This window comes from Planomonospora algeriensis (genome assembly GCF_977012225.1).
Genome location: NZ_CDRNDK010000004.1, coordinates 21,475 through 35,424 on the forward strand (window position 1 = coordinate 21,475; position 13,950 = coordinate 35,424).

The window sequence follows — 13,950 nt, forward strand, 5'->3', positions numbered from 1 at the left end:
TCAGTCCCTTTCCAGAAGCGCGACCGGGTGGCAGGAGAGCAGATGGGCCATGGGGATCCGCCCGGTGTGCTCGGCTCCGGACAGCAGGTCCCGCCAGTGGCCGGGCGGGAGCGTGAGCGTCTCGCTCCCCCAGCCGCCGCGCCGTTCCAGCCCCACCGGGAGCCTGGTCGCCACGGCCACGGCCCGCTCCCCGCGGGCGAAGGCGACCGCGTGCCCACCGGCCTCCAGCGGGACGTACGGCGCCGCGGGGTCGATCCGCCGCCGCAGGCCGAGCGCCTGCCGGGTGACGAGCAGCTTGGCGGCGTCCCACTCGGACCAGCCGGCCCCGGCGGCCCCCGCGGACCCCGCCAGCGCTGCGGACCCGGCCGATCCGGCGGACCCGGGAGCACCGGACGGTCCGGGAGCCCCGTCACCGGCGAGCATCCGGGCGCGCAGGCCGAAGTCGACCGGGCGGCGGTTGTCCGGGTCGACCAGGGAGAAGTCGGTGATCTCGTTGCCCCAGTACAGGTCCGGCACGCCCGGCATCATGAGCTGGACGAGCTTCTGGCCCAGCGAGTTGGACCGGGCGTAGGGCTCGATCCGGGCGGCGAACTCCCCGATCGAGGGGCCGCACTCGTCGATCGCCCGCTCCACGAAGGCCCGCAGGCCCTTCTCGTAGGACGGGTCGGGCGTGGCCCAGGAGATCGCGGTCTTGGCCTCGCGGGCCGCCTTGAACAGGTAGTCGAAGAACCGGTCCGGGCCGATCGGCCAGGCCGCCATCAGGTTCTGCCAGGCCAGGTAGTCCAGCGCCGGATCGAAGGAGACCTTCGCGGCCCACTCCTCGACCGCCTCCGTCCACTCTCCGGGCAGCTCCGAGAGCACGGCCAGCCGGGCCCGGACGTCCTCCGAGCGCTTGGTGTCGTGGGTGGACAGGGTCGTCATCGTGCCCGGGGCCATCCGGTGGCAGAACGCGTGGAACTCCTCCACCGGCCCGCCGAACCGGTCGGGCTCGCCTCCCACCTCGTTCAGGCAGGCCAGCGGGTACCAGCGGTAGAGGGCGGTGTCCTCCACCCCCTTGGCCATCACCGGGCCGCAGGTCTGCTGGAACCGCACCACGGCCTCGGCCGGGCCGTACAGCACCTTCTCCACCGTCTCGGCGACGGGCGCGCCCTCGGGCAGCCGCGCGGCGGCCAGCTCGCCGGCCGCCTCCACGATCACCGCCGAGGCCGCCGGCACCGGCTCCCCGGGGACGGCGTAGGCCCGGTAGACCGGCATGGCCGCCAGCAGTTCGGCGAGCGTGTCGCGGTCGGTGCCGACGACCGCGTGCAGCCGGTCGACCTCGGCGCCGAAGAACAGGTCGAGGACGTGCTTCTTGGCGGTGTAGACCACCTCCGCGTAGTCGCGCGGCATCCCGGTCCGCCGGACGAACTCCTCGACCAGCGGCTCCTCGCCCGCCGGGTCGACGAAGAGCCCGGTGATCCGGTTCAGCGCCTCGTAACCGGTGGTGCCGTCGCACGCCCAGTCGTCCGGGAGCCGCTCGTCGCCGACGAGGATCTTCTCGGCGACCGTCCACACGCCCGACTCCGCGCGCAACCGGGCCAGGTAGCCGCGCGGATCGGCCAGGCCGTCGGGGTGGTCGACCCGCAGTCCGCCGATCACGCCCTCGGCGACCAGGTCCAGGATCACCCGGTGGGTGGCGTCGAAGACCTCCGGGTCCTCCACCCGCAGGCCGATCAGCGAGGACACGTCGAAGAAGCGCCGGTAGCCGGGGCCGCGCCGCCAGTCGACCAGCCGGTAGTAGGTGTCCGGGTAGGGGAACGCGTGGTCGTGGTAGCGCAGCACGTCGCCGTCGACCACGGGCTCGGTGTCGTCGCCGATGACCGGCATGTTCACCTTGCCGCCGGTCCACTCGACGTCGAACCACGACGCGTACGGCGAGGCCGGCCCCTCGGCGAGCACCGACCACAGCGGCGCGTTGCCCGACTCGGGCACCGGGACCGTCATGTGGTTGGGCACGATGTCCACCACGATGCCGATCCCGTGCCCGGCCAGCGTCGCGGCCATCGCCCGCAGGCCCTCGATCCCGCCGAACTCCTCGCGGATCCGCGAGTGGTCGGTGACGTCGTAGCCGTGCCGCGACTCGGGCACGGCCTGCAGGACCGGCGAGAGGTAGACGTGGCTCACCCCGAGGTCGCGCAGGTAGGGGGCGAGCTCGGCGACCCGGGCGAAGCCGAAGTCGGGAGTCAGCTGGAGGCGGTAGGTGGACACCGGCGCGGGCCCGGAGCCGCCCCCGGTCGTGGACGCAGCCGTGGACGCGGTCGTGGACGCAGCCGTGGACGCAGCCGTGGGACGGGCGCCGGACGCGGGGTCGGACGTGGACGTGGACGCCGGGTCGGGTACGGGCTCAGACACGGCGCAGCACCCGCATCGAGCGGCCCGACACCGGCACTCCCTCTCCCGCCCGGCAGACCGGGGTGTCGACCGTGATCGGCAGCGCCGTGTCGATCTCCGTCAGCCACATGTCGCCGTAATCCTCCGGAATCGTGAACTTGATGGTCTCGTGGTGGGCGTTGATCAGCAGCAGGAACGAGTCGTCGGTGATGCGCCGGCCCCGGCGGTCCGGCTCGGTGATGGACTCGCCGTTCAGGAAGACGGCCAGCGACCTGGCGTACCCGACGTTCCAGTCGGCGTCGGTCATCCGCGTCCCCTGCGGGGTGAGCCAGGCGATGTCGCTCAGCTCGTCCTCCGACCCGCGCACCGGCCGGCCGTAGAAGAAGCGGCGCCGCCGGAAGACCGGGTGGTCGGCGCGGAGCTTGGCCAGCTTCCGGGTGAACTCCAGCAGCAGCCAGTTCTCCCGGACGTCGGACCAGTCGACCCAGCTGAGCTCGTTGTCCTGGCAGTAGACGTTGTTGTTGCCCTGCTGGGTGCGGCCGAGCTCGTCGCCGTGGGAGAGCATCGGCACGCCCTGCGACAGGAACAGCGTGGTCAGGAAGTTGCGCTTCTGCTGCTCGCGCAGCGACTCGATGGCCAGCGTCGCGGGCCCCTCGGCCCCGCAGTTCCAGGACCGGTTGTCGTCGGTGCCGTCGCGGTTGTCCTCGCCGTTGGCCTCGTTGTGCTTGTGGTTGTAGGAGACCAGGTCGGTGAGGGTGAAGCCGTCGTGGCAGGTGACGAAGTTGATGGAGGCGGCGGGGCGGCGGCTGTCGTCCTGGTAGAGGTCGCTGGAGCCGGTCAGCCGCGAGGCGAACTCGGGCAGCGCGGCGGGCTCGCCCCGCCACAGGTCCCGGATCGTGTCGCGGTAGCGGCCGTTCCACTCGGTCCACCGGGCCGGGAAGTTGCCCACCTGGTAGCCGCCGGGCCCGACGTCCCACGGCTCGGCGATGAGCTTGACCCGCGACAGCACCGGGTCCTGCTGGACCAGGTCGAAGAAGGCGCTCAGCCGGTCCACCTCGTGCAGCTCGCGGGCGAGCGTGGCCGCCAGGTCGAACCGGAACCCGTCCACGTGCATCTCGGTGACCCAGTAGCGCAGCGAGTCCATGATCAGCTGGAGCACCTGGGGCGAGCGCATCAGCATGCTGTTGCCGGTGCCGGTGGTGTCCATGTAGTAGCGCCGGTCGTCCTCGACGAGCCGGTAGTAGGCCTCGTTGTCGATGCCGCGCATGCTCAGCGTCGGGCCCAGGTGGTTGCCCTCGGCGGTGTGGTTGTAGACCACGTCGAGGATGACCTCGATGTTCGCCTCGTGCAGCGCCTTGACCATGGCCTTGAACTCCAGCACCTGGCCGCCGCGCTGGCCGCTGCTGGAGTAGGTGTTCTGCGGGGCGAAGAAGCCGATGGTGTTGTAGCCCCAGTAGTTCGTCAGCCCCTTGTCGACGAGCATGTGGTCGGTGACGAACTGGTGCACCGGCATGAGCTCGATCGCCGTCACGCCGAGCGCGGTCAGGTGGTCGATGATCTCGGGGTGCCCGATGGCGGCGTAGGTGCCGCGGATCCGCTCCGGGATCTTCGGGTGGTTGATCGTCAGGCCCTTGACGTGCGCCTCGTAGATCACCGTGTCGTGGTACGGCGTGGCGGGCGGGCGGTCGTGCCCCCATCCGAAGAACGGGTTGATCACCACGGAGCGCGGCATGAACGGCGCCGAGTCCGCGTCGTTGCGGCTGTCCGGCCGCCCGAAGCGGTAGCCGTACACCGCCTCGTCCCACGCCACGTCGCCCTCGATCGCCTTGGCGTAGGGGTCGAGGAGGAGCTTGGCGGGGTTGCAGCGCTGCCCGCCGCCCGGGTCGTAGGGCCCGTGCACGCGGTAGCCGTACCGCTGCCCGGGGCCGACCCGGGGCAGGTAGCCGTGCCAGACGTGGCCCTCGACCTCGGTGAGGGAGACCCTGGTCTCCTCGCCCTCGTCGTCGAACAGGCACAGCTCGACCTTCTCCGCGGCCTCGGAGAAGAGCGCGAAGTTGGTCCCCGCGCCGTCATAGGTGGCCCCGAGAGGGTAGGGGTCACCCGGCCAGATTTCGATCATTTCACCGCCCTTCAGCGGTGTGGAGACATGCCCAATGCTCCCCCGTGCATGCATGTTCCGCCATCTCCGGCGCGCCGGATTCCAGCCTCAGCCGGAGAGGCGCGCCCGCAGCTCCCGCAGGGCCGGTTCGTGGACGCGGACGCCGGCGCGGCGCACGAACGCCTCGGCCGCCCGCAGGTGCTCCTCCGCTCTCTCCCCGTCACCGTCCAGCAGGGCCAGCCTGGCCAGGCACAGGTCGGTGACCGACCAGCCCAGCAGGCGTCCCGCGTGCGGCGCCAGGTGACCCGTCAGGGCCCGGCCCGCCTCCGCCTCCCCGAGCGCGGCGCAGAGCTCGCCGGCCGCGTCCGCGACGAACCGGTAGCCCAGGTCGGGCAGGAGCTCCGCGAACCCGTCGCGGGCGAGGCCGGCGAAGTCCGCCCGCGCCTCCTCCACCCGGCCCAGATCGGCCAGGGCCAGGCAGCGCAGGACCCGCCAGGGCCGCTGCCCGGGACGCGAGCCGAGGATCCCGTCGGCCAGGGCCAGCGCCTCGGCCGGGCGTCCGGCCGCGCGCAGGGCGAGGAAGCGGAGCGTCTCGTGCCGCAGGTGCGCGTCGTCGCGGCCGAGCGCCCCCTCCGGGTGGGCCGCCCCCGACTCCTCGGCCGCCGCGAGGGCCTCGCCGAACCGCCCGTCCAGGTAGGCGTGGACCGCGCTCTGCCAGGCGGCGAGACCGGCCAGCGAGGGGAGCCGGAGCCGCTCGGCGATCTCCCGCAGCCAGGCGAGGGTCTCGGCCGCGCCGTCGCGCTCCCCCCTGGCGGTCCGCTCGACGTGGTCGGTCTCCCGGCCGATCCACTCGGTCACCAGGTCGCCGGTGCGCACGCCGAGCTCCACGATCTCGTCGATGACCGCCCGCCGCAGGTCGTGGTCGTCGCCGGAGCGGAGCAGCAGCTCCCAGGCGATCAGCGTCCTGGACAGCGTCCGCTCGTCGCCGCCGCGGCGCGCCAGCCGTACGGCCTGCTCCGCGAGTTCCAGGCTGCGCGCGACGGGCCGTCCCGTGGAGCCGATGAACGCCGAGGCGGCCAGCAGCCGGGCGCGCCACGGCGAGCCTTCGGCCAGGTCCGAGGCGAGCGCCCGGTCGATGCGCTCGGCGAGCCGCTCGACCCCGGTCACCTCCTCGTACATGGCTGTGTAGATCTGGTCCGACAGGCCCAGCGCCGCCCTGGCCAGCCGGTTGTCGTCGCCGAGGTCCTCGGCGATCCCCGCGGCCTCCTCCAGGCAGGCGTGGGCGGCCGTGCTCATGCCCGCCGCCGCCCGCGCCTCGGCCAGGTCGAGCAGGAGGTCGCAGCGGAGCGCGTCGTCGGACCGGGGCAGGGCGCCGATCAGGGTGATCGCCCGCTCCAGGTGCTCCACCGCGTCCTCGTGCGCGAACTGGGCCGTGGCCTGCGCCGCCGCGCGCCGGGCGTAGCCGATGGCCTTGCCCGCCGTGCGCCCGCTCAGCACGCCTTCGCCGTAGTGGTGGGCGATCTCGACCAGCCGGGTTCCGCTCCGCTCCTCCAGCACCTCGGCGATCCGGGCGTGCAGGCGCCTGCGCCGCAGCGGCGGCAGCGCCTCGCGCAGCACGTCCCGGACGATGTCGTGCACGAACCGGCAGGCCGGCCCGTCCCCCTCGGTCAGCAGCCGGGCCCGGACCGCGGCGTCGAGGATGTCGAGCGCCTCCTCCTCGGGCAGGTCCACGACCCGGAACAGGATGTCGGCCGGCGCGTCCCGGCCGAGCAGGGCGGCGACGGTCAGCACCTCCTCCGTCCGGGGCGGCAGTCCGGCCATCCGGCCGCGCACCACGTCCGACAGGTCGGCCAGCGCGGCCGGGCCCGCCGGGGCCTCCGATGCCGCCGGTGTCCTCACATCCCTCCTGAGTCCCCGCGTCTCCCCGGTTTCCCGGACTCCCGGGGACCGGGTCCCCGAGGCCCCCGCCCCCTCGGTCAGGTGCAGCACCTCGCCGAGGAAGAACGGGTTGCCCGCGGTGAGCCGGGCCATCTCCGCGGCCCGGCCGGTGTCGGCCCCGGCCCGGCGAGGTACTCGCGGATGTCGTCCTCGGCCAGGCCCCGTACGGCGAGCCGCCGCACGTGCGCCAGCCGTACCAGTGCGCCGAGGGCGTGCTCCAGCGCCCCGCCGGGCCGTACGTCGGTGTCCCGGTAGGTGGCCACCACGGTCAGCTCCGGGCAGAGCCGGGTCGAGGCGAGGAACTCCAGCAGCCGGATCGAGGAGGCGTCGGCCCACTGGAGGTCGTCCAGGACGATCAGGACGCTGCCGTACCCGTTCAGCAGCCGGGCGAAGGCCTCGTAGAACCGGAACCGCCCGCCCTCGCCCTGCCCGCCCGGTCCCGTCCCCGGAGCGAGCGGCCCCACCGGACCCGCATCCGGTCCTGCCGGGCCCGCCGGGCCCGTGCCCGACGCGAGCGGCCCCGGCAGGTCCGAACCGGCCCCTGCGGGACCCGTCACCGGACCCATCACCGGGCCCATCACGCGGCCCATCACGGGGCCCATCACGGGGCCCATCACGGGGTCCGCACCGGGTCCCGCCAGCTCCGCGGCGGCCTGCGTCCACGGCCAGAAGGGCGGGGCGCCGCTCCCGTCCCAGCAGCGGCCCCACGCCACCCGCCGCCCGGCGGCCTGCGCGGTCGCCGCGGCGTGCTCGGCCAGGCTCGTCTTCCCGATGCCGGGTTCCCCGGCCAGCAGCACCACCCGGTGTCCGTCGCCGGTGACCGCGCGGTCGAGGACGGCCGTCTCCGCGTCCCGGCCGACCAGCCGGGGCGCCGGAACCGCCGAGACGGTGGGCACCGCGGAAGCCGCCGACCCCGCCGAGGGCATGATGCCCGTCCCGCGTGCCTCCTGGGCCTCTGGCCGGGGGGTGAGCGCCGGGTCCTGGGCGAGGATGCGCCGTTCCATCTCCCGCGCCGGCGGACCGGGGTCCAGGCCCAGTTCGTCCACCAGGAGCCTGCGGCCCTCGGCGAGTACGGCCAGCGCGTCGGCCTGCCGCCCGGCCTGGTAGAGGGCGTGCGCGCCGAGCACGCGGAGCCGTTCCCGCAGCGGGTGGGCAGCCGTCAGCCTGGCCAGCCCACCGGTGAGCGCGTCACCCCGGCCCAGAGCCAGGGCGGCCTCGGCGGCGTCCTCCTCCAGCGCCAGCCGGAACTCGGCCAGGTGGGCCCGCTCCTGCTCCGCCCAGGAGGCGCCGGTGAAGTCGGCCAGCGGCTCTCCCCGCCACTCCCCCAGCGCCCGCCGGAACTCCCGCTCCGCACCCGCGTGGTCCCCGGCGGCGGCCAGTCGCCCGCCCTCGGCCGCGTGCCGGCGTGCCCGCGCCAGATCGAGGTCCGTCTCGCCGATCGCGAGGGCGTATCCGCCGGGACGGCTGACCAGGACCGACGGGGGCGTGTTCCGCCGCCGGTCCGGCTCGAAGACCCGGCGGAGCTTGGAGACGTAGGCCTGGACTGTGTTGACCGCCCCCGGCGGGGGCCCGTCCTCCCAGAGCACGTCGATGATCCGTGCCGGGGCGACCGGCCGGGGCGCGGCCAGCATGCACAGGGCCAGCACCGCCCGCTGCTGGTGGGGGCCGATGTCCAGCGGTTCCCCGCCGTCGCCGACCACGCCGACCGGCCCCAGCACCCGAAAGTCCACCTCGGCCACCTCGCTCCCGAACTGCGCCGATGCTAGCCCTTCACGCCCCATGCCCGGTCCACGGCGACCCGGCCGGTCCACGGCGCGGCAGGTTCCCGCCCCGGGCCTCCCGGCCGCCTCGTTCCGGTGAGCGACCCGCCGCCGCCCTGGCGCGGAGACCGGTTCTGCGCGGAGGCTGTAGGACGATGGAAGGGTGAGCTTCAAACTGGCCGTCTGGTACGAGCCCAAGCCGATCACCAAGGAACACGCGGAGAACGTCTTCCAGGCGCTCCGCCGGGGGGAGCCCGACGCCGCGGCGGCGCATCCCGGGGTGGCGGCGTTCGCCGAGCGCCTGCCCGAGGCCCGGCAGGTCTCCCCGGAGTACGCCCTCGTCACCGTGGAGCGCGAACGAGCCGACGAGGTGTCGGGGGTCGCCTTCGAGGCGGCCCGGGAGTGCGAGCTGGTCTGCTACGACCCGCAGCGCCGGCTGGTGCACAACCGCGAGCCGCTGGGCTCCTATCCCGGCATGCAGATGCACACGGGCGACGGGATGATCCTGATCGACCCCGACCTCCAGCTCGTCCACGACGCGCTGGCCACCATGGGCCCGCAGAACCCGTTCACCGCCCTGGTCGTCTTCGGCGAGCACTTCATCCAGACCTCCCCGGAGCCCGGCGGCTACGAGTTGGAGTACAAGGACAGCGTCCGCAACGCCATGTTCCGCACGCACGTCGCGGGCCTGGAGACGATCCAGGACGCCTTCGCCGAGTACGCCGTCGACAACCGGGCCTTCCTGGAGCGCCACGACTGGGAACAGGTCTGACCCCTCGTCTCACGACATCAGACGCCTTGGACCTGCCCAGGAGGCAACGAGAGGCATGCCCAGTAGGTCTTCGACAAGAATCGCGAGAGAGCCCGCAATCGTGGCCGGATCGTCGAGGACATCAACAGCTTGAGCAGCCAACGTCGCAAGTGGTCCGTTCGGATCGCATCCGTGTTCCGCGAGAGTTTGGAGAGCCGAACGTGTGACCTCACCAGCGAGAGGATCGGCGCTGAGAGTCGCCAGGCGTTCAGCGAGTGGCTCGGCGTCAACAGATTGGAGCAGGCGCAGGATGTCCAATCCATCTTTGGCCTGAAGCCGATGGGGGGTGGATAGCCGTTCTTGAATTTTCACGATCTTGGCCACCACCAGCGCCGCAGGGCCGGCGACTCGGATGACTGCCCGCCTGGCGTCCGACACGTCGAATGATGTGATCTCATGCTCCTGATTGTCCACCAGAGCGGGCTCGAGGCCCGATGTCCTCCGAGCCACCTGATTGCCGTGGATGGGGAGACGCGCCCCGCGTCTCCCGCCGGCTCCGCTCAGAGCTTCCGGAACCATCAGATCCACCGCGACGCCCGAGGTTCCGTGCCAAGAACCCGGATTGGCTCCCGGAACGAAACCGGCCGCTCGCATGGCCGCATCAAGCAACGGTTCGTCTCGGAGTCGGCTCGGCACCAGAGCGAGATCCGCGTCGGTGGTCGTAGGCGCCACCGCGAGATCGGAATCCCCAGTGTGCAGATACACGGCCTGGGCACCCACCAGGACGACCGCGTCGCGGTGATACTCCAGCGCGTCAAGGGCATCGAGCAGCACGCGCCGAGCGAGAACGTATTCCGCCGATGTTCGATGATGACTCATCCAGTCCACCTCTCGTCCTCGGCCGCCAGGATCTGGAGTAGCTGCTCGGCTTCCTGTGGAGATCGTCCGGGGCCGGTCATGAGATCGATGACGGCCTGGCTCGGGCTGACGTAGCTCACTCGGTCATGAGTACGGCCGTGGCGGTAGACGATCGGATCAAACGGTTCGACCAGCAGCACATTGGCGCCGCGGTCCACCTGCCGCAGCCGTAGTATCCGCTGTGCGGCAACGGCGTCATCGACGAAGACCGTCAACAGTGACAGCGGAGTGATCGCAGCGTGGCCTTCGGGGAGGTATGCCCGTAGGGCTGCCGTAGCGGTCACAGCGTATGACCGTCCGTACTCGGTCAGATCATTCACTGTTCGATCCACGCCTCGAGGTGCCAGCACAGGGACGGCGTTGTTCGTCGCCGTCAGGTGATAGTCCTGAGCCCATCGGCGCAGCAGCGAACCTTTACGCACATCGACGACCGCACCAGCGTGATCACGCTCGATCAGCACCTCGCGGTTCAGCAGATCAAGGACCCGTGAAGCGGTCGCGGCACCTACCTCTGCCCGCACCGCCAGTTCACGGACGCCGAACGGTCCGTCCTCATCGAGCAACGTCCGGATGACGCGTGCGGTGCCTGCGCCCCGCAGCGAACGGAGCCGCCGGTCCTTGTCCGCGCCGTACGGATCCCGGCTCGCACCTACTCGATCCACGAAGAACGACGGCCGCCCCACGTGCATTCGGAGATTGCCTGTGGCATCGAACCATCCCACATCTTCCGCGGACAGAAGTTCCCGGGCCCGCGGAGACACGAAAGGCGCGGCGACGATGAATGCCGTCGAGGTCTGCGGATCTTCTGATCGACAGCGCTCGAACAGACGGGAGAGCACCGTCGCATCCCGGGATTCGACCACCCGCTTGGTCTCTACAAGGATCTGCGCCTTCGCCCGATCAGGTGCGCGGAGCTCAAGTATCGAGTCGACGCCTTGATCATTCCTGCTCTCCATCTGCCGAAGCTCCCAGCCGGGAGGGAGGATCGTCCGAAGCGTCTCCAGCAGGGAGGCCAGAAGTTCCGTTCCGCCAATAGGCCTGTTCCGCTTCACGCGGAACAGGCTATATTGCGGTACAGCATCACGTGGTGAAACCGGGAAAACAGATGGCTCGGGATCCGCCACACCGAGTCAGGGTCATTGCGTACCAGGAACGACCGCGCCGGAGAGCAGTGATCTCCTCGGTACCCGGCGCGTCCCCGCTCTCGGCGATCAACCGATGCGGTCAGCCGGTGCGGCGGGAGCGGACCAGGGCCAGCCCGCCGAGGGCCACGGCGACCAGCCCGACCACCAGGGACAGGAAGCCCCCGACTATTCCGTAGCCGGTGCCGGGACCGCCCTCGGCGGCGGCCACGACCGACCCTCCGACGATCGCGCCGACCAGCCCCGCCGCCAGGGCCGCGAAGGCTCCCTTTCCCCCGGTGCCGAGGCGACCGGCGGGGCGGGCCAGGGCCAGCCCGCCGACGACCACACCGGCCAGCCCCAGCAGCGCGCCCACCAGAGACCAGAAGCGTCCTGTGGTCAGGGTGTAGGCGTCGGTGACGGCCGGCTGGGCCAGGACGTGCGCGGCCGCCGGTGCGGCGAGCCCGAGAACGCCGAGCGGGGCGGCTGCGGCGGCGAGCAGATGACGGACCGACATGGGTGCTCCTTCTCTCCTGCGACTTCTCTCCTACGACCGGACACCGCCTGATCATGTCCGCCGGACCCGCCACCCGTCGTCCGGCGGACGCAGACGATTCGCGCTGCGGCCGACGCCGCATCCGGCTACCGCGGACGCCGCAGGAGCCGCGCGGATACCGCGTGCGCGGTAGGCGGCCGATCATCCGTACGCGGGATTCGCCGCGTGCGGGCATCCGGTTAGGGTTCGCGCATGAGCACAGGGCGGACCGGTATCGGGACCGGTGTCCGGACCGCTGTCCGGTCCGGCGTCTGGGCCGCTGTCCGGTCCGGCATCCGGGCCGCCGTCCGGGCCGGTGTGCGGGCCGGTGTCGGAGACTGGGTGATCACCGTCGGCGTGGCGGCGGCGCTGCTGTTCACCGGGCTGTCCGGGCGGCACTCCCACCCGGACCTCGCCCCGCTGGGCTACGCGTTGCTGCTGGCCGGCGGGCTGACGCTGGCCGCGCACCGCCGGGCCCCGGTCACCGTACTGGCCGTGACCGGGCTGTGCGCGGTGGGTCACCAGGCCGTCGGTCTCGACGTGCCCGCCGTCGCGTACCTGTTCGCGGTGTACGCCGCGGTACGGGCGGGCCACCGCGTCATCGCGGTGGCGGGTACGGTGACCGTGCTGGTCGCCCTCCCGCTCGCGCTGCTGGCCTCTTCCCACGATCTGTCCGTGGGCGGGGCGCTGGCGCAGAGCCGGGACGCCCTCCAACTGGCCTGGCTGGTCGCCGCCGGAGCGGCGGGTGAGGCGCTGCGGCAGGCCGAGCGGCGGGCGGAGGAGGCCGAGCGCACCCGCGAGGAGACCGCGCGGCGCCGCGCCGACGAGGAGCGGCTGCACATCGCACGGGAGCTGCATGATTCGCTCACCCACCAGATCTCCGTCATCAAGGTGCAGGCCGAAGCCGCCGTCCACGTGGCCCGCAAACGGGGCGAACCGGTGCCGGAGGCCCTGCTGGCGATCCGGGACGCCGGTCGTGAGGCGGCCCGGGAACTGCGGGCGACCCTGGAGGCGCTGCGCGACGACGGCAAGAGCCCGCCGCACGGGCTCGACCACGTCCCGGAACTGGTGCGACGGGCCCGGACGGCCGGTCTGGACGCGACGCTGACGATCGAGGGGCATCGAAACGACGTGCCGGCCGCGGTGGAGCGGACCGCGTACCGGATCGTTCAGGAGTCGCTGACCAACGTCGCCCGGCATGCCGCCGCCACCACCGCGTCGGTCCGGATCGACCACCGTCCCGACGCCCTGGTCATCCGGGTCGACGACGACGGCACGGCCGCGCCGCACGCCGTACCCGTACCCGGCGTCGGGCTGCTCGGCATGCGCGAACGCGTCACCGCCCTCGGCGGTCGCCTGCGGGCGGCGCCGCGCGGCGAGGGCGGCTTCACCGTCCACGCCGAACTCCCCCTGGAGCGAACGCCGTGATCCGTGTCCTGCTGGTCGACGACCAGCCGCTCATCCGCAGCGGGTTCCGCGCGCTCCTCGACCTGGAGGACGACATCGAGGTGGTGGCCGAGGCCGGGGACGGCCTGGAGGGCCTGGCACTGGCCAGGGAGCACCTGCCCGACATCGCGCTCGTCGACATCCGGATGCCGGTCGTCGACGGCGTCGAGGCGACCCGGCGCATCGCCGCGGACCCGGCCCTGGCCGGGGTGCACGTCGTCATCCTGACCAACTACGGCCTGGACGAGTACGTCTTCGACGCGCTGCGCGCCGGCGCGGCCGGATTCCTGGTCAAGGACATCCAGCCGGAGGACTTCCTGCACGCCGTACGCGTCGCCGCGCGCGGTGACGCCCTGCTCGCGCCGTCGATCACCCGCAGGCTGATCGACCGGTACGTCGCCCAGCCGCTCGGCCCTGGCGTCCACGCGGGGCTGGAAGAGCTGACCGCCCGTGAACGCGAGGCCCTCGCCCTGGTCGCGCGGGGCCTGTCCAACGATCAGATCGCCGATCGCATGGTGATCAGCCCGCTGACCGCGAAAACCCACGTCAACCGGGCCATGACCAAACTCCGCGCCCGCGACCGCGCCCAGCTCGTCGTCATCGCCTACGAATCGGGCCTGGTCACCCCGCGCGGCTCCTGACGCCCGCGACCCGGGCGCGGACCTGGCGACGCGCGGCCTCAATGAGGGCATTCGCATCCCGGATCAGGTCGCGGTGAAAGCTCCTCCGCACTGCACACCTGGAGCTCCGGATAGCTCCGGTGACCTCCGGAACCATCCGGAGGTCAGAGCTACAGTGGACGGTATGAGTGCACTTCCCATCGACTCCTCTCCCGAGGAGCCCACCAGCACGGTCGGTGTCGCCGAAGCGGGCAAGACCCTCTCCCGGCTACTCGACCGGGTGGAGGCCGGAGAGCAGATCATCATCACCCGAGGCGGACGGCCCGCCGCGGTCCTGGGCCCCGCCCCCCCGGCCGCCCTTCTCCGGCCAGGCCATAGGAGACCGCCTGGCTC

At 72.4% G+C, this 13,950-nt stretch carries 10 protein-coding genes and 1 pseudogene; 4 read left to right on the forward strand and 7 right to left on the reverse strand.

Annotated features, from left to right (window positions below):
- The 4 genes from treY to ACWJ6R_RS01035 form a co-directional block, all read right to left on the reverse strand.
- Window positions 1-2,247, reverse strand: coding sequence for a malto-oligosyltrehalose synthase (gene treY / locus ACWJ6R_RS01020; RefSeq protein WP_449060380.1), 2,247 nt, complete (start codon window positions 2,245-2,247; stop codon window positions 1-3).
- 136 nt (window positions 2,248-2,383) lie between these two features.
- Window positions 2,384-4,489, reverse strand: a complete 2,106-nt coding sequence (gene glgX, locus ACWJ6R_RS01025) for a glycogen debranching protein GlgX (protein WP_449060381.1) — start codon at window positions 4,487-4,489, stop codon at window positions 2,384-2,386.
- A gap of 87 nt (window positions 4,490-4,576) precedes the next feature.
- On the reverse strand, window positions 4,577-6,499 hold the full coding sequence (locus tag ACWJ6R_RS01030; protein ID WP_449060382.1) for a hypothetical protein: 1,923 nt from the start codon (window positions 6,497-6,499) through the stop codon (window positions 4,577-4,579).
- The gene (locus ACWJ6R_RS01035; protein ID WP_449060383.1) at window positions 6,445-8,136 is read right to left on the reverse strand and encodes a BTAD domain-containing putative transcriptional regulator; all 1,692 of its coding nucleotides are present in this window, start codon (window positions 8,134-8,136) and stop codon (window positions 6,445-6,447) included. The genes ACWJ6R_RS01030 and ACWJ6R_RS01035 overlap by 55 nt, the downstream gene beginning before the upstream one ends.
- Before the next feature lie 193 nt (window positions 8,137-8,329).
- Here ACWJ6R_RS01035 and ACWJ6R_RS01040 point away from each other — a divergent pair, with 193 nt between their 5' ends.
- Window positions 8,330-8,938, forward strand: a complete 609-nt coding sequence (locus ACWJ6R_RS01040; RefSeq protein ID WP_449060384.1) for a hypothetical protein — start codon at window positions 8,330-8,332, stop codon at window positions 8,936-8,938.
- Window positions 8,939-8,947: 9 nt separating this feature from the next.
- Here the strand turns inward: ACWJ6R_RS01040 and ACWJ6R_RS01045 are convergent, their stop codons facing one another.
- The 3 genes from ACWJ6R_RS01045 to ACWJ6R_RS01055 all read right to left on the reverse strand — a co-directional run bounded on the left by ACWJ6R_RS01045 (window position 8,948) and on the right by ACWJ6R_RS01055 (window position 11,473).
- Entirely contained in the window at window positions 8,948-9,805 is an 858-nt protein-coding gene (locus tag ACWJ6R_RS01045) for a hypothetical protein (protein WP_449060385.1), read from the reverse strand.
- Window positions 9,793-10,959, reverse strand: a complete 1,167-nt coding sequence (locus tag ACWJ6R_RS01050) for a hypothetical protein (RefSeq protein WP_449060386.1) — start codon at window positions 10,957-10,959, stop codon at window positions 9,793-9,795. The genes ACWJ6R_RS01045 and ACWJ6R_RS01050 overlap by 13 nt, the downstream gene beginning before the upstream one ends.
- Window positions 10,960-11,059: 100 nt before the next feature.
- Window positions 11,060-11,473 carry a DUF6223 family protein gene (locus ACWJ6R_RS01055; RefSeq protein WP_449060387.1) on the reverse strand — a complete coding sequence of 138 codons (414 nt, stop codon included), beginning with the start codon at window positions 11,471-11,473 and terminating at the stop codon, window positions 11,060-11,062.
- A 360-nt stretch (window positions 11,474-11,833) separates the two neighbouring features.
- Here ACWJ6R_RS01055 and ACWJ6R_RS01060 point away from each other — a divergent pair, with 360 nt between their 5' ends.
- The 3 genes and pseudogenes from ACWJ6R_RS01060 to ACWJ6R_RS01070 all read left to right on the forward strand — a co-directional run.
- Window positions 11,834-12,919, forward strand: a complete 1,086-nt coding sequence (locus ACWJ6R_RS01060) for a sensor histidine kinase (protein ID WP_449060388.1) — start codon at window positions 11,834-11,836, stop codon at window positions 12,917-12,919.
- A complete protein-coding gene (locus ACWJ6R_RS01065) occupies window positions 12,916-13,578 on the forward strand; it encodes a response regulator (RefSeq protein ID WP_449060389.1) in 663 nt (220 codons plus the stop codon). The genes ACWJ6R_RS01060 and ACWJ6R_RS01065 overlap by 4 nt, the downstream gene beginning before the upstream one ends.
- Before the next feature lie 163 nt (window positions 13,579-13,741).
- Window positions 13,742-13,888 (forward strand): annotated as a pseudogene (locus tag ACWJ6R_RS01070) (type II toxin-antitoxin system Phd/YefM family antitoxin); the annotation flags it as partial.
- Window positions 13,889-13,950 lie beyond the last annotated feature (62 nt).